This window comes from Streptomyces sp. NPDC029216 (genome assembly GCF_040648015.1).
Classification (GTDB): domain Bacteria; phylum Actinomycetota; class Actinomycetes; order Streptomycetales; family Streptomycetaceae; genus Streptomyces.
On the sequence record NZ_JBEZWL010000068.1, the window covers coordinates 21,016 to 39,002 of the forward strand.

At 72.2% G+C, this 17,987-nt stretch carries 16 protein-coding genes, 1 tRNA gene and 1 pseudogene; 9 read left to right on the plus strand and 9 right to left on the minus strand.

Features of this window, described 5'->3' with window-relative positions:
• Positions 1-13: 13 nt before the first annotated feature.
• The 4 genes from AB0F18_RS23335 to AB0F18_RS23350 are packed head-to-tail and all read right to left on the minus strand — an operon-like array spanning position 14 to position 4,343.
• Complete coding sequence (locus AB0F18_RS23335; RefSeq protein WP_362063673.1) at positions 14-1,585, minus strand: YrhB domain-containing protein; 1,572 nt, start codon at positions 1,583-1,585, stop codon at positions 14-16.
• 18 nt (positions 1,586-1,603) lie between these two features.
• The gene (locus AB0F18_RS23340) at positions 1,604-3,238 is read right to left on the minus strand and encodes a putative T7SS-secreted protein (protein WP_362063675.1); all 1,635 of its coding nucleotides are present in this window, start codon (positions 3,236-3,238) and stop codon (positions 1,604-1,606) included.
• A complete protein-coding gene (locus AB0F18_RS23345; protein ID WP_362063677.1) occupies positions 3,238-3,870 on the minus strand; it encodes a hypothetical protein in 633 nt (210 codons plus the stop codon). The genes AB0F18_RS23340 and AB0F18_RS23345 overlap by 1 nt, the downstream gene beginning before the upstream one ends.
• Positions 3,867-4,343 (minus strand): SseB family protein, encoded by a 477-nt coding sequence (locus AB0F18_RS23350; protein ID WP_362063679.1) that lies wholly within the window; start codon positions 4,341-4,343, stop codon positions 3,867-3,869. The genes AB0F18_RS23345 and AB0F18_RS23350 overlap by 4 nt, the downstream gene beginning before the upstream one ends.
• 186 nt (positions 4,344-4,529) lie before the next feature.
• Here AB0F18_RS23350 and AB0F18_RS23355 point away from each other — a divergent pair, with 186 nt between their 5' ends.
• Positions 4,530-5,768: a serine hydrolase domain-containing protein gene (locus AB0F18_RS23355; RefSeq protein WP_362063681.1), complete on the plus strand. Its 1,239-nt coding sequence runs from the start codon at positions 4,530-4,532 to the stop codon at positions 5,766-5,768.
• 15 nt (positions 5,769-5,783) lie between these two features.
• Here AB0F18_RS23355 and AB0F18_RS23360 read toward each other — a convergent pair whose 3' ends face one another.
• Entirely contained in the window at positions 5,784-7,367 is a 1,584-nt protein-coding gene (locus AB0F18_RS23360; RefSeq protein WP_362063683.1) for a beta-N-acetylhexosaminidase, read from the minus strand.
• Positions 7,368-7,430: 63 nt separating this feature from the next.
• Between AB0F18_RS23360 and AB0F18_RS23365 the strand changes: the two genes are divergently transcribed.
• From AB0F18_RS23365 to glmS, 3 genes are all read left to right on the plus strand, one after another.
• On the plus strand, positions 7,431-8,324 hold the full coding sequence (locus AB0F18_RS23365; protein ID WP_362063685.1) for a DUF4429 domain-containing protein: 894 nt from the start codon (positions 7,431-7,433) through the stop codon (positions 8,322-8,324).
• Between the two features lie 106 nt (positions 8,325-8,430).
• Positions 8,431-8,706, plus strand: a complete 276-nt coding sequence (locus tag AB0F18_RS23370) for a hypothetical protein (protein WP_079427144.1) — start codon at positions 8,431-8,433, stop codon at positions 8,704-8,706.
• A 101-nt stretch (positions 8,707-8,807) separates the two neighbouring features.
• On the plus strand, positions 8,808-10,625 hold the full coding sequence (glmS, locus tag AB0F18_RS23375; protein ID WP_362063687.1) for a glutamine--fructose-6-phosphate transaminase (isomerizing): 1,818 nt from the start codon (positions 8,808-8,810) through the stop codon (positions 10,623-10,625).
• Between the two features lie 102 nt (positions 10,626-10,727).
• Here the strand turns inward: glmS and AB0F18_RS23380 are convergent, their stop codons facing one another.
• Positions 10,728-11,297 carry an acetate uptake transporter gene (locus tag AB0F18_RS23380; RefSeq protein ID WP_362063689.1) on the minus strand — a complete coding sequence of 190 codons (570 nt, stop codon included), beginning with the start codon at positions 11,295-11,297 and terminating at the stop codon, positions 10,728-10,730.
• Positions 11,298-11,396: 99 nt separating this feature from the next.
• Positions 11,397-11,927: a universal stress protein gene (locus tag AB0F18_RS23385; RefSeq protein WP_362063690.1), complete on the minus strand. Its 531-nt coding sequence runs from the start codon at positions 11,925-11,927 to the stop codon at positions 11,397-11,399.
• Between the two features lie 378 nt (positions 11,928-12,305).
• On the opposite strand from AB0F18_RS23385, the gene AB0F18_RS23390 reads away from it, so the two are divergent.
• The 5 genes and pseudogenes from AB0F18_RS23390 to AB0F18_RS23410 all read left to right on the plus strand — a co-directional run bounded on the left by AB0F18_RS23390 (position 12,306) and on the right by AB0F18_RS23410 (position 16,664).
• A complete protein-coding gene (locus AB0F18_RS23390; RefSeq protein WP_362063692.1) occupies positions 12,306-12,749 on the plus strand; it encodes a hypothetical protein in 444 nt (147 codons plus the stop codon).
• A gap of 376 nt (positions 12,750-13,125) precedes the next feature.
• Positions 13,126-14,301: pseudogene (locus tag AB0F18_RS23395) on the plus strand (helix-turn-helix domain-containing protein).
• Positions 14,302-14,393: 92 nt separating this feature from the next.
• Entirely contained in the window at positions 14,394-14,996 is a 603-nt protein-coding gene (orn, locus tag AB0F18_RS23400) for an oligoribonuclease (RefSeq protein ID WP_362063694.1), read from the plus strand.
• A gap of 105 nt (positions 14,997-15,101) precedes the next feature.
• Positions 15,102-15,174, plus strand: a tRNA-His gene (locus tag AB0F18_RS23405).
• A 173-nt stretch (positions 15,175-15,347) separates the two neighbouring features.
• Positions 15,348-16,664, plus strand: a complete 1,317-nt coding sequence (locus tag AB0F18_RS23410; RefSeq protein WP_362063696.1) for an MFS transporter — start codon at positions 15,348-15,350, stop codon at positions 16,662-16,664.
• A 56-nt stretch (positions 16,665-16,720) separates the two neighbouring features.
• Here AB0F18_RS23410 and AB0F18_RS23415 read toward each other — a convergent pair whose 3' ends face one another.
• Together AB0F18_RS23415 and AB0F18_RS23420 are read right to left on the minus strand one after the other, a co-directional pair.
• Entirely contained in the window at positions 16,721-17,020 is a 300-nt protein-coding gene (locus tag AB0F18_RS23415; protein ID WP_362063698.1) for a hypothetical protein, read from the minus strand.
• An 86-nt stretch (positions 17,021-17,106) separates the two neighbouring features.
• Positions 17,107-17,778, minus strand: coding sequence for an NAD(P)-binding domain-containing protein (locus AB0F18_RS23420; protein ID WP_362063700.1), 672 nt, complete (start codon positions 17,776-17,778; stop codon positions 17,107-17,109).
• Positions 17,779-17,987 lie beyond the last annotated feature (209 nt).

Sequence of the window (17,987 nt, forward strand, 5' to 3'; positions counted from 1 at the left end):
CGCCGGAGGGGCGTCAGCGGTAGCGGATCACGCGGACGCCGGCCTCCCCGAGGCCGTCCAGGGTGGTGAACTCCGTCGCGGAGCCGTCCACGAGCCCCATGTGGCCGGCGTCCGTGCGCAGCCCGGTCAGCAGCAGGCCGGTGGTCTCACGGCCCCGCCGGTCCAGGCGGCGGACCCACACCAGGGCACGGCCACCGGCCGGCAGCGCGGCGACCGCCTGGACGGAGGCCCTGACCGTCGGAAACTCCGACACCTGCATCTCAGGCCCCAACTGCCCCATCGTGCCGGCGAACCAGTCCGCCTTCGCCGGTGCGGGGGTGGGCCCGGCCGGCTCACCACGGTCCCAGCGGGCGAGGAATCCCCACGGGTCCGAGTTGGGCAGCAGGAACGGCTCCCCCGGCCCCTTCGGCACCACCAGGCCGGCGTCGAGCATCGAGCGCCGCCAGTCCCCGGTACGCAGCGCGGCCGTCGTCTGGCAGGCGAACAACCACCCCCGGGCCGTCTCGTCCGCCGGGTCCGGCGCCACCAGCTCCACCGCCTCCCCGTACGTCCGCCGCAGCCACTCCTCGGCCTTGGCCCGGGCCGCCCCGAAATCCTCAGCGGACGGCCGCACCCCGGGCCGGAACCGCGCGAACACCAGCTCCAGCACCCCGACGGTGTCCAGCCGCGCCAGCCCGCCGGTCATACCGTCCAGGAAGGCCACACTGCCTTTGTTGTTGTGCGCGTACACCAGGTGCCCGCTCACCTCGGTGCCGCCGATCGCCCGCCGCACCCACACCACGCCCTGGGTGTCCGGTCCGGTCTCCTGAGCCCGCCGGATCACCTCGTCCCAGCTCCCGCACCGCAGCTGTTCCGCGCCGGGGAAGTACCGCCGCAGCAACAGCTCCCACCACCCGGGTGCCTCATGCGCCGGCTGCCAGGGCAACGGCGAGGACGGCGCCCCGGCGATGGCGGCCGCCACCGTCACCACACACCCCCGCGAGTTGAGCCGCCGCGCCTGCACCTCCGGCTCCGGCTCGTTTTGCGTGCGGGTGTACGCGGCGGCATCGCCCCACGGGTCGTCAGCAGCAGGATGGAAGGGTTCGCCCGCGTCCTTGGGCACCACGACGGATGCGGCCAGCATCGGCGTACGCGGATATCCCGGCTGCTCGATGGTGCGGCAGGCGAACAGCCACGTGCCCGCGTCCTCGGCAACCGGCTCGATGTCCACCAGTTCGACGAGTCCCCGATACGTCTTGAGGATCCACTCGAACGCCATCTGCCACGGCTCGGCCTTGTTCGTCCTGGCCTTGCCGGCCGTCTCCCAGCCGCCCTGGCGCACATAGGCGAGGTACTCGTCGAGCGGCAAGTGGGTCGGAGGGAACCGCACGGCCGTCCCGTCCTTGGGCACCAGTACCACGTTCGCCAGGAAGCCCACCCACGGATCACCGGTGTCGATGCCCTCCTGGGTGTCGACCCTGACGATCCAGGCCACCTCGTGGTCTCGACTGAGCTCCGGCCGCAGTACCGGTGTCCACGACTCGGCCGCGAATGCCCGCTCGACAAAGGGCCTGGCCGCCTCGACGGCTTCGTTCAACGTGAGCATCTCTGATTCCCGATGGCACTATTTGTAGGGGACATGGGCGATTTCGCTGATGTTCTCTGTTTCGAGTTTGGCCAGCGTGCCGGACTGCCCGTCCAAGAAGACGACCCCGTGAGGGGTGTTCACGGCGTTGAAGACATGCCCCGGCATTCCGTGACGAGAGATGGCGACCACACTGCGTGAGCCCTCTCCCCGCATCTCAAGGTCCTTGATGATGTCGTCATAGCTGCCGACGACCTTCTTCGCGCTCGGTTCCACCCCGAGTTCCTTGTACGGTATGTCACCCGCTTGGGTCTTCGGGGCGGCCGAGACCTCTACGCCGTCCAACCGCCTGTCGACGGTCACGACGTTGTGCGTGCAGTTGTACTGATATCCCGGTTGGTCGGTGTGGTTCACCTGCTTCATCCAGGGGTACTGGTCGTCCAGGAACTTCTTCGCCTGCTTGCGCGTGACGCTGTCGGCGTGTATCGCCCTCCGCTCCGCCACCCCCTCCGCCGGCTTCGCCAGGTGCGACCACGCGGACGGCTTGGCCGCCGCCGTCTCCGCGACCCGCACGCCCGCCTTGGCCCCGCCCATGCCCTTCGTTCCGAGGAGTTCCGGGACCAGGCGGCCGAAGCCTTCGCTCGGGTCGTCCTTGAAGGGTTCCAGGAGCGCGCCCGGGACGCGTTCCGGGTGGGCCCCCGTGGAGATCAGGCCCGCCAGGGTCATGTTGACGTGCTGCGTGTACTCGGCGGGGTGCGTCAGGTTGTAGGGGTCGTAGGGGTTCAGGCCGCGGGCGAAGTTCAGCGTGCCCGCCGTGCCCTTCAGGACGCCGCCGGCGAAGTGGTTCAGCTCCACCACCTGCCCGGCCTCGTAGTCGACGAAGGTGTCCCACGCCCGGTCGGACGCCGACGGCATGGCCGGGGCCTTCTCCGTGGCGGCGGTGACGGCCTGCTGCGCCGTGCCCGCGGCCTCGTCGCGCTGGCGGCGGGCCTCCGTGAGGATCTCCTGCGCACGGACGCGCGCCGCCTCGCCAGGATCGTCACCGGGTGTCGGGGTGGGGCCCGGATCCCGGCCCGCCCTGACGGCCGCTGTGTAGGCGTCGGCCTTGACCTCGTACGCCGCCGCCCATTCCTTCCTCGCCTTCACGCCCTGTTCGTAGAGCATGATCGCCTGCTCGGCCTGCTCCTGAGCCCACTGCACCGTGTCCGCGTAGTGTTTGAGGGCGTTGGCCGCCTCCCCGCACGCGTCGGAGGCGTGGAGCCAGTCGGCGGGGTGCATCGCGAACTTCTCGCGGAACGCGTCGGCCGCGGCCCCCTTCCAGTGGCCGGAGTCCAGGGCCCGCATGCCCTGGCCGACCCGGTCGAAGGCCGCCTGGAAGTCGGTGAGGTGGGCGGCCGCCTCCCGGATCACCGCCGGCTTGCCGCGGACGAGCTCGTCGGCCTGGCGGGTCTGGCCGAGCTGCTGCTCGCCCACCGTGGCCCCCAGGTCGGAGGCGACGTCGTCACCCCAGTCGTCGACCTTGTCAGCCCAGCCGTGCGCACCGACCGTGTCCAGGACGTCGCCGACCCCGTGGGCGGCGTGGCCCACGCCCTCACCGACGGCCTTCTTGGTGGCGTCCCAGCCGTCCTCCAGCTTCTCCAGGCCCCTGTCGACCAGCCCGCCCCAGTCCGGCATCAGCGGTCACCGCCCTTGCCGGATTCGGGCGCGGGGCCGACCCAGTCGTCCACGAACCCGTCCACCTCGTCCCGCAGACCGGCGGCGTTGACGATCTGGTTGGGCAGGAGGGTCTCGGAACTGTTCACGTCCCGCACCGCGCCCTTCCAGGCCTCCTCGGTATTCCTCTCGGCCTGCACGAAGGAGCCCGGGCTGTAGTCCGCGTCCCGGATCTGCGTGTACGGGTTGTCGGCGAGGACGTCCCCCCAGCCCTTCTTGGTGATGTCGCCCTCAGAGGCGTACGGGTTGCCCATGACCGAATTGGTCAGCACCTTGAAGCCGCCCTGGATGTACTGGTCCTGCTCGTGCAGCAGACCGGCCGACAGGCCCACCTTCGCCGCGAAGTCGTTGCCCTGCTGGACCAGGGAGCGCACGCCCCACTCCCAGCGCTCGCAGAACGCGTTGAACGAGGACGTCAGGCCGTCGTGGCCCGTCTCCATCCCCGACAGCGACAGGTCCGAGAAGCCGCGGCCCATACTGGCCGTTCCCACCATCCCGAGCTCCTTCAGCTCGGCCAGCGTCTTCGTGATCCCTTCGGCGATCTGTCCCAGCGCCTGCTTCGAGACGTCCAGATCGGCCCCGTCCCCGCTCACGCCGCCACCTCCCCGTCCAGCGCCACCGCGTCGGGGACGATCCCGCGCAGCGGCGGGAACACCGCCCCGGCGGGGCCCGCCGCGTCCAGGGCCACCCCGCAGGGGAAGTCGAGGGCCGGGATCAGCTCGTCCAGCAGCCTGGCACCGGTCACCCGGCGGAAGGCCCACTCCTGTCCGCTCTCCCCGCGCGCCTCGGCGAACCGGGCCAGGGGTTCCTCTCCCGAGAACGCGCAGATCCAGTCCAGCCCCCCGAGCGCGGCGGTCCACAAGCCGCCCCGCGCGTCCAACGGCACCAGCACCGCCTGGCGTCGGAACGCGGCCAGCCGCTCCGCGGCGGCCTCCCGCGCCGCGTCCAGCGGGTCCGCCTCGACGGCGGGACCGGCGGTCGCCGGGAGCGGCGGCGCGTCGGCCCCCGCGGTCAGGCGTTCGGCCGCCGCCGCCCGCAGTTGAGCCCACTCCTCGTCAAACCCCATGCGGAAATCCCCCCTTGGCGCGCACCGACCGCTCTCCCGGCTGCACAGATCGTTGCACGGACCTGCGACAGCGCCGGCGGGCGGTCCGGGGGATGGTCCTGTTCCCGCCATCGGTCGCCGCGCGGGTGGGGTGGGCCGGACTTAGCCTGGGGGTGCCTGGGTCCTCGGACGGGAGGAGACACCGCGGTGAAGTCATCCCCTCTCCGGCTGCGCCGGGTCTGCGCGGCCGCCGCAGCCGTGGGCGTGCTCGTCGGGCCGGCCCTCTCCGGGGCCGCGTACGGGGCGGCGGGCATTCCGTTGCCTCCGCCGTCGCCGCCGCCTTCCGCCTCCACCTCCCCCGGCACCGGGTTCCGGCAGCTCACTCCGGCCGTGGCGGCGCAGCTGGACGCGGCCGTGCGGCGGGTGATGCGGGAGGCGGGGGTGCCGGGGGTGACCGTGGGGCTGTGGGCTCCCGGGAAGGGGAGCTACGTCAAGAGCTTCGGCGTCGCGGACAAGGCGACCGGCGCGCCCATGACGGCCCCGCTCCACGTCCGCATCGGCAGCGAGACGAAGACGTTCACCGTCACCGCCCTCCTCCAGCAGGTCGACCGGGGGAAAGCGGGCCTGGACGACCCCATCGGCAAGTACGTCAGCGGCGTTCCGAACGGCGACCGCATCACCCTGCGCCAGCTGGCCGGCATGCGCAGCGGACTCTTCAACTACAGCCTGGACGAGGAGTTCGACAAGAAGCTCCTGACCGATCCGCAGCAGTCCTTCTCGCCGCGGCAGTTGCTCGGCTACTCCTTCAAGCACGGGGTGCAGTTCGCGCCGGGCACGCGCTTCGACTACTCGAACACCAACCTGGTGCTGCTCGGCCTGGTGGTGGAGAAGCTCACCGGCCGCCCGCTGCACGAGGTCATCACCGACGACGTCCTGGGCCCGGCGGGCCTGCACCGTACGGTCTTCCCGACCGGCGCGAAGCTCCCGGACCCGTACGCGCACGGCTACACGGACCAGACGGCCTCCGGCCGGACCGAGGACGCCACCGGCTGGAACCCGACCTGGGCCTGGGCGGCGGGCGCGATGGTCTCCGACCTCGACGACCTCCGCAGCTGGGCCCGCACCCTGGCCACCGGCACCCTGCTGAAGCCCGCGACCCAGGCCGAGCGCCTGAAGACCACCCCGATGGACGTCCCGGGCGCCGGATACGGACTGGGCATCTTCGACGTGCAGGGCTGGATCGGGCACAACGGCTCGATCCCCGGCTACGAGGTCCTGCCCGTGTACCTCCCGCAGGCCGGGGCCACGATGGTCATCGTCCTCAACACCGACTCGCGGTACGAGAACCAGGAGCCCAGCACCCTCTTCGGCCAGGCGGTCACCGCCATCGTCACCCCGGAGCACGTCTACCCCGGCCACAAGCAGCTCGCTCCCCGGACGGGATGATCCCGCCTCCCCGGGTCAGGACCAGGGCACGTCGGGGGCCCGGTAGTAGGTGATGTCCTGGGCGTCCAGGCGGGGGCCCTGCTCGGCCAGGCGCCGGCGGTGGGCGGTCCAGTCGAGGGAGGCGGCCGGGGACCAGCCGAGTTCCGCCAGGCTGAGGAGGCGGGGGAAGGCCATCAGTTCCCAGTCGGAGCGGGTCGCGATGGTCTCCGTCCACAGGGCGGCTTCCACGCCCAGGACCGCGGATTCCGGGACGTCGGGGAGGTAGGAGCCCGGGTTCCAGGAGTAGGCGCGCCGGGCGGGGACGTAGCCGGCCCAGGCCAGCCCCGGCTTGGTCTGCTTGTCGTACTTCATGTCGAGGTAGGCGCGGTCCGCCGGGGAGAGGACCAGGCGGTGGCCCGATTTCGCCGCCGCGGCGACCGCCGCCTTCTCCGCGGGGGACGTTTTGTCGTGGCCCCAGTACTGGAGGACCGCGCCGGGTGCCGGGCGGGCCGACGCGAGCTGGTGCCAGGCCATCACCGTCTTGCCGTGCCGGGCGACCACCGCCTGGGCGCGGTCCATGAAGGCCGCGTAGTCCGCCGCCGGGGTGGAGTGGGCCTCGTCGCCGCCGATGTGGAGGTAGGGGCCGGGGGTGAGGGCGGCGAGCTCGCCGAGGACGTCGTCGACGAACTCGTACGTGCGTTCCTTGCCCGCGCACAGGGAGCTGAAGCCCACCTTGGTCCCGGTGTAGCGCTCGGGTGCCTTGCCGTCGCAGGTCAGCTCGCCGTAGGAGGCCTGGGCGGCGTTGACGTGGCCCGGCATGTCGATCTCCGGGACGACGGTGACGTAGCGGTCCGCCGCGTAGGCGACCAGGTCCCGGTACTCGTCCTTGGTCCAGTGGCCGCCCGGGCCGCCGCCGACCTCGCTCGCGCCGCCGTACTCGGCGAGCCGGGGCCAGGAGTCGACCGCGATCCGCCAGCCCTGGTCGTCCGTGAGGTGCACGTGCAGGGTGTTGATCTTGTACTGGGCCAGCTGGTCGACGTACCTCTCGGCCTGCTCCACCGGGAAGTGGTGGCGAGCGACGTCGATCATGGCGCCCCGGTAGGCGAAGCGCGGGGTGTCCGTCACCACCCCGCCCGGGACCGTCCCCGGCCCCCGCACCGGCAGCAGCTGGCGCAGCGTCTGGCCCGCGTGGAAGAGGCCCGCCGGGGTGCGGGCGGTGAGGGTGACGCCCGTGGGGGTGCTCCGCAGGCGGTAGCCCTCCTCGCCCAGCTCCGCGGCGCCGCCGTCGAGCCGCAGCCGGACCCCGTCGCCGTCGTCGCCCTCCTCCCCGTCGACCACCGGCAGCGGCAGCCCGCTGGGCCCGCGCAGCTGCTCCGCCAGGAGCTCGCCGATCCGCCGGACCTCCTCCGGCGTGCCCGGGCCGCCGGTACGGATGACCGTGCCCGCCCCGAAGGCGTACCCGGGGCCCCCGGCCCGTACGGAGACCGGCGCCGGCAGGAGCCGCTCGTAGGGGGTGAGGGCGGCCGCGGCCGGTTTGGCGTCGTCGCCGCGCGCCGGCGTGCAGGAGACGGCGGTGCCGAGCAGCAGGAGGGCGCAGAGCGTGCGGCGCAGGACTCTCATGCGCCCAGGTATAGGCCAGACGGCCCCCGGAGGGGGCCCACATACCGGTGCGAGAATCCTCAGATGGCGGAAATCATCCAGAAGGACGGCAGTTGGACCTTCGACGGGGACACCGTGCGCATCGTGCCGGGCCGCGACAAGGGGGTGGGATTGCTGCGGCAGCAGCTCGGCGAGGTGGCCGTGCCGCTGCGCGCGATCGGGGGGATCAGTTACGAGCCCGGGCGCAAGGCGGGCCGGCTGCGGCTGCGCCTGCGCGACGGCGCGGACCCGCTGCTCCAGGTGACGGGCGGGCGGCTGCCGGAGTCGTCGGACCCGTACCGGCTGAGCGTGGAGTCGGACCGGGCCGGGGTGGCGGAGTACTTCGTGGACGAGGTGCGCCACGCGCTGCTGCTGGAGCAGGTGGATCCCGGCCCGTCGGACGCGTACCTGCTGCCGGGCCCGGCGGTGCCGATCTCGGTGGGCGCGGGTGACGGGACGGCGGCCTTCGACGGCGACCGGGTGGTGCTGGACTGGAACTGGACCACCGAGGAGGCGAAGGCCTCGGGCGGTCCGCGCGAGTTCCGGGTCGCGGACGTGCGGGCGGTGGAGTGGTCCCCGTCGAAGGGGCTGGAGAACGGCTGGCTGCGCTTCACCCTGGCGGGCGCCCCGCCTGCCCCGGCCCCCAAGTACGACCCGTGCACCGTGGAACTCTTCGGTTTCAAGAAGGACCCGCTGATGGCGCTGGTCGCGGCGGCGGTGGCGGTGCGGATGCCGCACCCGGCGGCCCCGGCCCCCGTGCAGGCGGAGACCGCCGCCCCCCTCCCCCTCGCGGACGCGGCCCCGGCCCTGGCGGGAGAGCCGGCGGACCACGACACCCTGCTGCGGCGGCTGCGCGAGCTCGGGGAGCTGCACCAGTCGGGGATCCTCACGGCGGAGGAGTTCTCGGCGGCGAAGGCCGCTATTTTGGGTGGTTTCTAACCAAACGAGACCGGAATTACCCATTCCTTGGTCCAGACCAGCATGATCCTGCCCGATTCCGGGCAGGATCTTTGCGTTTCTGCCCCTGGGCCGTCAATATCTACTGGTGCTCGACCGCCGACCGTCACACGACGAACTCGTCGACCACCTGGTACGCACCACCGCGCTGCAGCGCGGCGAGGCCGCCCGGGTGGTGCTCGACGTGCTCGCGTACTTCGACGAGACGACCGAGGAGTTCGTCCGTCGCCGCCACCGCGAGCTGCAGTCCGGCGGCGCGGTCAACGCGGAGATCTTCGAGCGGATCGCGGCGGAACTGCCGCACCGCGCCGTGGCGCCGCCGGAGCTCTCGCTCCGGCAGCTGCGCCGCATCGTCTACGGCTGAGACGCCACGACGTCCCGGCCAGGACAGGGCCGGGACGGAACCGGAGAACAGCCGGTACGTGTCCGAGCACGGACAACGAACCTCAGGAGGGGCAACACCGTATGTGCGGAATCGTCGGTTACATCGGCAAGCGCGACGTGGCACCACTGCTGCTGGAGGGCCTCCAGCGGCTCGAATACCGCGGCTACGACTCGGCGGGCATCGTCGTCAACAGCCCGAAGTCTGCGGCCCTGAAGGTCGTCAAGGCCAAGGGCCGGGTCCGTGACCTGGAGTCCCGCGTCCCCAAGCGCTTCGCCGGCACCACCGGCATCGCCCACACCCGCTGGGCCACGCACGGCGCGCCGAGCGACATCAACTCGCACCCGCACCTGGACGCCGAGAACAAGGTCGCGGTCGTCCACAACGGCATCGTCGACAACGCCGCCGAGCTCCGCGCCAAGCTGGAGGCCGACGGTGTGGTCTTCGTCTCGGAGACCGACACCGAGGTGCTCGTCCACCTGATCGCCCGCTCCCAGGCCGTCACCCTGGAGGAGAAGGTCCGCGAGGCGCTCAAGGTCGTCGAGGGCACCTACGGCATCGCCGTCATGCACGCCGACTTCGCCGACCGCATCGTCGTCGCCCGCAACGGCTCCCCGGTCGTCCTCGGCATCGGCGAGAAGGAGATGTTCGTCGCCTCGGACGTCGCCGCGCTCGTCGCCCACACCCGCCAGGTCGTCACCCTCGACGACGGCGAGATGGCCACCCTCAAGGCCGACGACTTCCGCACCTACACCACCAGCGGTACGACGACCACCGCCACGCCCGAGACCGTGGAGTGGGAGGCCGCCTCCTACGACATGGGCGGCCACGACACGTACATGCACAAGGAGATCTCCGAGCAGCCCGACGCGGTCGACCGCGTGCTGCGCGGCCGGATCGACGACCGCTTCTCCACCGTGCACCTGGGCGGCCTGAACCTGGACCCGCGCGAGGCGCGCGGCATCCGCCGGGTCAAGATCCTCGGCTGCGGCACCTCGTACCACGCGGGCATGATCGGCGCCGGCCTCATCGAGAGCCTGGCCCGGATCCCCGCCGACGCCGAGCCGGCCTCCGAGTTCCGCTACCGCAACCCGGTCGTGGACCCCGACACCCTGTACATCGCCGTCTCCCAGTCCGGCGAGACGTACGACGTGCTCGCGGCGGTCCAGGAGCTCAAGCGCAAGGGCGCCCGCGTCCTCGGCGTGGTCAACGTGGTCGGCTCCGCCATCGCCCGCGAGGCCGACGGCGGCGTGTACGTGCACGCCGGCCCCGAGGTCTGCGTCGTGTCCACCAAGTGCTTCACGAACACCGTCACCGCCTTCGCCCTGCTCGCCCTGCACCTGGGCCGCATCCGCGACCTGTCCGTCGCCGACGGCAAGCGGATCATCGAGGGCCTGCGCAAGCTCCCCGCCCAGATCCAGGAGGTCCTGGAGGGCGAGGAGGACATCAAGAAGCTGGCGGCCGAGTACGCCGAGGCCAAGTCGATGATGTTCATCGGCCGGGTGCGCGGCTACCCCGTGGCCCTGGAGGCCTCCCTCAAGCTGAAGGAGATCTCCTACATCCACGCCGAGGCCTACCCGGCCTCCGAGCTCAAGCACGGCCCGCTCGCCCTCATCGAGCCGGCGATGCCGACGGTCGCGATCGTCCCGGACGACGACCTGCTGGAGAAGAACCGCGCGGCGCTGGAGGAGATCAAGGCCCGCAGCGGCCGGATCCTGGCGGTCGCGCACCGGATGCAGGAGAAGGCGGACCACACCATCCTCGTCCCCAAGAACGAGGACGAGCTGGACCCGATCCTGATGGGCATCCCGCTCCAGCTGCTGGCGTACCACACCGCCCTGGCCCTGGGCCGGGACATCGACAAGCCGCGCAACCTGGCGAAGTCCGTCACGGTCGAGTAGGACCGCCGCCGCGCCGCGCACGCGCACACGACAGGGGCGCCACCGGTAACTCCGGTGGCGCCCCTGCCCGTTGTTCCCGTGGTGCCTGCGGGGCGGGCGGGTTCAGCCCGCCGCGACCGCTCCCCTTCCGGACGCCTTGCCGAAGGCCATCGGCCAGTGCGCGAGCGCGGCGGTGGCCCCGTACCAGGCCAGCAGGCCGGAGACCGCCGCGACCCAGCCGCCCGCCTTGGCCAGGCCCGCGCTGTCCGCGAAGGAGGCTATGGCCAGCAGGACGAGGGAGAGGGTCAGCAGACCGTAGACGCCCTGGCCGAACAGCCCGCTCGCGGCGGCGAGCGTCAGGGTCAGCGCGAGCATCGCGAAGAGGACCAGAAACGTTCCGGCCGCCTCGTCGGACACCGTGGCCCCCGCACCCTTGGCCCAGGTGAACCAGAAGATGCCCAGGCCCGCGAAGGCGGTGCCGTTGAATCCGTTGCCGCCCCGGTATTCGAGGAGGCCGAGGAGGAAGAGGGCCGCGCCGCCGACGTACATCGCGAGCGACACGGAGTTGGCAGCGGTGACACCGTCGAGGACGCCGGTGTGGCCGATACCGAACGCGAGAAGGGTGAGACCCAGGGCGATGTTCCCCAGGGTCGAAGTCGAGGCCGTGCTTCCCGCAGAGACACCATTGTCCACGGCGGGCTCCCTTCGATCTGCAGTTGTTTGCTGCGTCCCAGCAGCACTTATCTACCCTTTACAAGGGGGTTCACAACCGCACAACCGGAATACGGTGGGTTACGGAATGACAACGACGGGTCGCTGCGCCCGCTTGGCGAGACGCCCCGCGACCGAGCCGAAGATCCGGCCCACGATGCCGTGGGTGGAACCCACCACGATGGCGTCCGCCGAGTACTCCCGGCCGACCTCCTCCAGCTCGTGGCAGATGTCGCCGCCCCGCTCGACCAGGATCCACGGCACCTCGGACAGGTAGTCCGCACAGGCCAGTTCCAGGCCCAGCACCTCGGTGCGGTGGTCCGGCACGTCCACGAACACGGGCGGCTCGCAGCCGGCCCACACCGTGGTGGGGAGGCGGTTCGCCACGTGCACGATGATCAGACCGGAACCGGAGCGCCGGGCCATGCCGATGGCGTACGCGAGGGCGCGCTCACTGGACGTGGAGCCGTCGAAGCCCACCACCACACCGTGCCGGAAGGCCGGGTCGCAGGGCATGCGTGTCTGTTCCACCGCGCGCAGGTCGCTCGATACGGAATCGGCGAGGTGCTTGCGCTTGCGGTCCGCGGGTTCGAAGAATTCGTGACCGGCCATGGATGTCTCGGCGAAAAGTCCTCGGGGGAAGCGACAGGGGCGGTTTCGGCGACTCGGGCGTTCTGACGACGACTCGGGCGTTCTGACGACGACGCGGGCATTTTGGCGACGCTGCGTGACGGAGTTCTGTCCAGGAAGCATCTTTCCAAGCCCTTACCCACCAGGGTACGGCGACACTCCCGTCCTGCACAGGTCATGCCGCCCTTGGAGAGCGTCCAAGGGAGCATGCCGGAGCCGAGCCCCCTTGGCAATGGCCGCTGTCCCCTACAGCCAGTGACGGAAGGCCTTCGAGCCACCCGTGCGCGCAGTGACCGGGAGCTGCGCGCGGGCGTTGGACAGGCGTCCGACCGTCCAGGAAGAGCCCGCAGGGAGTACGCCGTGCCCGGCCATCCGGTTCACCCCGTCCAGCCCGTCCAGCCCGCTCCGCCGACGCAGTCCACCCCCTCCGGGCGGCCATCTCCGCGCCTCCCGTCCGCCCGGCCCCAGCTTCACCCGTCCGGGCGGTCCGCCGCCGGACGTCCCCATGACGACCCCGCGGGTGACGTGGTGCGCTGGGCCGCCTTCAGCTGCCTGCTCGTCCCCGTGGTCCTGGTGGTCTACGGGACCTCGTACGGCGGGGCCGCCGTGGCGACCCTGGGGCTGGCCGCCGTCACGGCCGCCTGCCGGGTGCTGCTGCGGCACTCGGAGAAGACCGGGCGGGCCGTCGCCCGGGCGCTGGCGGAGGAGCCACTTCCGCCGGGGCACCGCGGCCGGCACTCCCGCAGCGGGTCCGGTGCGCACCGCGGCTGCCACGGCTCCGTGGGCCCGTCCCCTCACGACTGACCGATTCGCACGTACACACCCGGTTGTTTTCAGCCAACTTCCGGACTGGGTGCTTCCCTTGCCGGAATGTCCCCCCAACCCCCCTACCACCAGCGACTACAGAGCGAACGGGGCGAAAACACCCCATGGGTACTGGCCACGACCGGATCGAGAGGTTCCCCTGCGGGTAGCGGAGTGGAACGCTTCCTGATCGAATGCTTTTCGCCAAGTTGCCAAGTCGACATAGCGGTGCGTGCTGAACTTGTCACGCCGACACCACGGGACGCAGTAGATTCGATCATGTATTTACGGCGGGGGATCCACGTGCAAGGCCGAGGGGAAACGTGCAGGTGCGACCAGACCAAGGAGTCGCGACACCCAAGGGGGGCTTAGCGCCATGAGCCAGGATTCCACCGCAGTCATCGCCGACGCGGGCAGGAAGCTCGCGGGGCGTCGCCGCAGAGAGATCGTCGCCGTGCTGCTGTTCAGCGGCGGCCCGATCTTCGAAAGTTCCATTCCGCTGTCCGTGTTCGGCATCGACCGCCAGGACGCCGGAGTGCCGCGCTACCGACTGCTCGTGTGCGCCGGGGAGGACGGTCCGCTGCGGACCACCGGCGGACTCGAACTGACCGCGCCGTACGGGCTGGAGGCCATCGCCCGGGCGGGCACGGTCGTCGTCCCGGCCTGGCGCTCCATCACCTCACCGCCGCCGCCGGAGGCGCTCGACGCCCTGCGGCTGGCGCACGAGGAGGGCGCCCGGATCGTCGGCCTGTGCACGGGTGCGTTCGTGCTCGCCGCCGCCGGCCTGCTCGACGGCCGGCCCGCGACGACGCACTGGATGTACGCGCCGACGCTGGCCAAGCGCTACCCGTCCGTCCACGTCGACCCGCGCGAGCTGTTCGTCGACGACGGCGACGTGCTGACGTCCGCCGGCACCGCGGCCGGAATCGACCTGTGCCTGCACATCGTGCGCACGGACCACGGCAGCGAGGCCGCCGGGGCACTGGCCCGACGGCTCGTCGTCCCGCCGCGGCGCACCGGCGGCCAGGAGCGCTACCTCGACCGGTAGCTGCCCGAGGAGATCGGCGCCGACCCGCTCGCCGAGGTCGTCGCCTGGGCCCTGGAACACCTCCACGAGCAGTTCGACGTGGAGACGCTGGCCGCCCGCGCCTACATGAGCCGGCGCACCTTCGACCGACGGTTCCGCTCGCTCACCGGCAGCGCGCCGCTCCAGTGGCTGATCACCCAGCGGGTGCTCCAGGCACAGCGGCTGCTGGAGACCTCCGACTACTCGGTCGACGAGGTCGCCGGACGCTGCGGCTTCCGCTCGCCGGTCGCCCTGCGCGGCCACTTCCGGCGGCAGCTGGGGTCCTCCCCGGCCGCCTACCGCTCCGCCTACCGGGCACGCCGGCCGCAGGGCAGCGACGTGGCCCCGGTGTCGGAGATCTCCGGGACCGCCCTGCCGCACCAGCGCACCCCGCAGCCCCAGCGGGCCGCGGCGGCCCTGGCCGCCTCCGGTCCGAGCGTGACCGAGCTGTACTCCCCGGGACGGGTGCTGCGCGAGCACGCGTAGCGGCCCGCCCGGACGCCCGGAAGACGCACGACGAAGGCCCCCCGCACCGGCCGGACACCACCGCGGGGGGCCTTCGGCATAAGGTGGGGCGCATGAACGATCGCATGGTGTGGATCGACTGCGAGATGACCGGGCTCTCGTTGACGGACGACGCACTTATCGAGGTGGCCGCACTGGTCACCGACTCGGAGCTCAACGTGCTCGGCGAAGGCGTGGACATCGTGATCCGCCCGCCGGACGCGGCCCTGGAGAACATGCCCGACGTGGTGCGCGAGATGCACACCGCCTCCGGGCTGCTCGACGAGCTGGCCGGCGGCACGACCCTGGCCGACGCCGAGGCGCAGGTCCTGGCGTACGTGCGTGAGCACGTCAAGGAGCCGCGCAAGGCGCCGCTGTGCGGGAACTCCGTCGGCACCGACCGCGGCTTCCTGGCGCGCGACATGCCGGCGCTGGAGGGCCACCTGCACTACCGGATCGTCGACGTGTCCTCGGTCAAGGAGCTGGCGCGCCGCTGGTACCCGCGGGCCTACTTCAACAGCCCGCCGAAGAACGGCAACCACCGGGCGCTCGCGGACATCAAGGAGTCCATCGCCGAGCTGCGCTACTACCGCGAGGCGGTCTTCGTGCCGCAGCCCGGACCCGACTCGGACACGGCGCGGGCCATCGCCGCCAAGCACGTGGTCGCCGACGAGTAGGACCGCCCGGAGCGCCGCAGGAGGGGGTGCGGGGAAAGGGGGGCGCGAGCACCCTCCCGGACCCTGTACCCTTTTCTTCGGCCGGTCGTTCCACGACCGGACATGGTGGGTGTAGCTCAGTTGGTAGAGCACCTGGTTGTGGTCCAGGTGGCCGCGGGTTCGAGTCCCGTCACTCACCCTGTGGGAAGGCCCCGGTACGCGAAAGCGGACCGGGGCCTTTCGCGTGTCCGGATCCGGCCGGGGCCCCGGCGGGGGTTCCCAGGGCGGGATCCCCGGGCTAACGTCCCCGGCAACGGGCAACGACGCGCGCCGGAGACACGGGAGGGTCGGCGTGCGGCTGGAGGTTGCCCCATGTCCGCACCCAAAACCGGACCCACGGCCGGATCCACGGCCGGACCCACGGCCGGATCCACGGCCGGATCCACCACCGGATCCACGACATCCACGGCGGGAAACGCGGCCGGAGCCCCCGCCGGGCCCGCGGCCGGCTTCCGCGGGGTGTTCGCACTCGGCGGTACCGCCCTGCCCCTGTACGCGTTCCTCGCCCGGCTCCCCGCCGCGCTCTGCCCCATCGGGACGCTGCTGCTCGTCAACGAGCGCGACGGCATCGGCGACGCCGGCACCCTCGCGGCCGCCCTCTGGCTGGGCCAGGCCCTGGGCGGCCCGGTGATCGGCCGGCTCGCCGACCGGCGCGGCCACCGTCCGGTCCTGCTGGCCGCCTGCGCCGCCAACGGCGCCGTACTGGCCGTCCTGGTCGCCGCCGTCCTCGGCGGGCTGCCGCCGGCCGCCCGGATCGCCCTCGCCGTCGCCGCCGGGCTGACCGTTCCGCAGGTGGGGCCGCTGGCGCGAGCCCGCTGGGCACGGCTGGCCGGTGGGGACCGGGCCCTGCTGGGGTCGGCGCTGTCCTTCGACACCACCCTCGACGAGGTCTCCTTCATGGTGGGGCCGGCGCTGGCCGGGATCCTCGCGGTGACCGTGCACCCGGCCTCGGCGCTGGTGCTGGCGGCCGTCCTGATCCTGGTCTTCGGGACCCTGTTCGCCCTGCACCCCAGCGCGCCCGGGCCGCTCGCGGCGGAGGGCGCGCGGGACGGCGTACGGCTGTGGTCGCCGGCGCTGGCCCTGCTGTGCGCGATGGCCGTGCTCCAGGGGGCCGCGTGGAGCAGCGCCAACACGGGGGTCAACGCCCTCGCGAAGTCGCTGGGGCAGGGCGGTGCCGCCGGGCTGGTGTGGGCGGCGATGGCCGTGACCAGCTCCGTCGCCGGCTTCGTGACCGTGGCCCGGCCGGGCACGGCCGGCCCGGTGGCGCGGCTGCGGTGGACGATCGGGCTCCAGGCGGCGCTGACGCTGCCGCTGCTGGCGGTGTCCGGGCTGTGGGGGGCGGCGGCGGCCGTCGCCGGGACCGGGCTGGCGGTGGCCCCGCACCTGATCGCGCTGTTCGGGCTGGTGGAGCGGACCGGGCCGGCACGGCGGATGGGCGAGGCCATGACGGTGGTGGGCAGCGGCCTGATCGTCGGCCAGGCGCTGGCCGCGGCGGCGTCCGGTCCGCTGGCGGCCGCGTACGGCCACCGGGCGGCCTTCGCCGTGTCCTGCACGGCGGCGGCCGCCTCGGCGGTCCTGGCCCTGGCGGCGGGCGGAAGGCTCCGGCCCGATCCGGAAGCCCTGGCCTAGGGTCTGTCGTCAAAGTCCCGTCGTCGCCGGGGCAGACGGGAGTTTGACGACAGACCCTAGGTCAGGGAGCGGACCTCGGAGAGGGCCTCGGACAGTTCCTCGCCCGTCATGACCGTGCTGACCTCGATCTCGGCGTGGAAGCGGCTGAACAGCTCCCAGGTCAGCAGCGGCACCTGGGCGCTGTCCTGGAGGTCGAAGACGATCCAGCAGGAGCGCACGCCCTCGTGGAGGCCGAAATAGGCCGCCTCGGGCCGGACCCGTTCCATGAGCTTCTGCATGGCCTGGGTCAGCGCCCCGGTCTTGATGCCCTCGTTGGTGGCGGCCGTGTCCAGGTGGGCCCTGAGCATGACTCTCATCGGTGGCTCCCTCCGTCCCTCCCCACCCTCCGCACGGGGCGGGGGAACGGCAACATCTGTTCCCCCGTCCGGGCGGGGCGGGAGGGTCAGGAGGGGCGGGCCGTCTGGATGTGGAAGTTGAACTCGGCGTGCCCCAGGGCCCCCATCAGACGCAGCCACACCGGCAGGAGCATCTCCGTGCCGCGCGCGGTCTCGATGCCGCCCAGGTCGATGATCGAGGCGTCCGGCCAGCCGAAGGAGCCCAGCAGGGCGTGCACGGCCTTCTTCGCGTCGGAGTCGTCGCCCGAGAGGAAGACGGTGTGCTCGCCGGGGACCCGGGCGGGGTCGACCATGATCTGGCAGTTCATGGTGTTGAGGGTCTTGACCACGCGCAGCTGCGGGAAGGTGCGCTGGATCAGCTCGCCGAGGCTGTCGTCGTTGACCGGGTCCAGGAGCGGCGGGAAGCCCTGCGAGAAGTCCAGCGGGTTCGCGATGTCGATGAGGACCTTGCCGTCGAGGTGGGCGGCGTCGGCCTCGGTCAGGGCCTCGACGCTGACCCGCCCGCCGGTGGCGTTGACCAGGGTCTCGCCGTGCCGCGCCGCCTCCGGGAAGGTGGCGAGGCCGACGGCCGGGTGGGCCTCCTGCCATTCGGCGTACTCGGCACGGCCGAGGGTGGACCCGGGGTCGCGGGTGCCGATGACCACCTCGTGGCCCAGGGAGGCCAGGCGGGCGGCCACCGTACGGCCGACGACGCCGGTGCCGAGAACTGCGTAACGCATGCGGATGTCCAATCGGGATGGGTGGTACGGCACGAGCCTTGCGCGGGATGCGGCCGGGCGGGACGACCGGTGCCCACCGGCCCCCAACTGGCGCGAACCGTACGGTATTCCACGCGCGGGCCCCCGGCCCGCGCACTCACCCCGCCGGGCTCGTGCCGTACCACCCATCCCGATTGGACATCCGCATGCGTTACGCAGTTCTCGGCACC

Excerpts from the sequence above, each read along its gene's own strand:
- AB0F18_RS23340 (WP_362063675.1), bottom strand. The coding sequence starts at position 3,238 with ATGCCGGACTGGGGCGGGCTGGTCGACAGGGGCCTGGAGAAGCTGGAG.
- AB0F18_RS23335 (WP_362063673.1), bottom strand. The coding sequence starts at position 1,585 with ATGCTCACGTTGAACGAAGCCGTCGAGGCGGCCAGGCCCTTTGTCGAG.
- AB0F18_RS23420 (WP_362063700.1), bottom strand. The coding sequence starts at position 17,778 with ATGCGTTACGCAGTTCTCGGCACCGGCGTCGTCGGCCGTACGGTGGCC.
- AB0F18_RS23360 (WP_362063683.1), bottom strand. The coding sequence starts at position 7,367 with ATGAGAGTCCTGCGCCGCACGCTCTGCGCCCTCCTGCTGCTCGGCACC.
- AB0F18_RS23415 (WP_362063698.1), bottom strand. The coding sequence starts at position 17,020 with ATGAGAGTCATGCTCAGGGCCCACCTGGACACGGCCGCCACCAACGAG.
- orn (WP_362063694.1), top strand. The coding sequence starts at position 14,394 with ATGAACGATCGCATGGTGTGGATCGACTGCGAGATGACCGGGCTCTCG.
- AB0F18_RS23385 (WP_362063690.1), bottom strand. The coding sequence starts at position 11,927 with ATGGCCGGTCACGAATTCTTCGAACCCGCGGACCGCAAGCGCAAGCAC.
- AB0F18_RS23350 (WP_362063679.1), bottom strand. The coding sequence starts at position 4,343 with ATGGGGTTTGACGAGGAGTGGGCTCAACTGCGGGCGGCGGCGGCCGAA.
- AB0F18_RS23410 (WP_362063696.1), top strand. The coding sequence starts at position 15,348 with ATGTCCGCACCCAAAACCGGACCCACGGCCGGATCCACGGCCGGACCC.
- AB0F18_RS23365 (WP_362063685.1), top strand. The coding sequence starts at position 7,431 with ATGGCGGAAATCATCCAGAAGGACGGCAGTTGGACCTTCGACGGGGAC.
- glmS (WP_362063687.1), top strand. The coding sequence starts at position 8,808 with ATGTGCGGAATCGTCGGTTACATCGGCAAGCGCGACGTGGCACCACTG.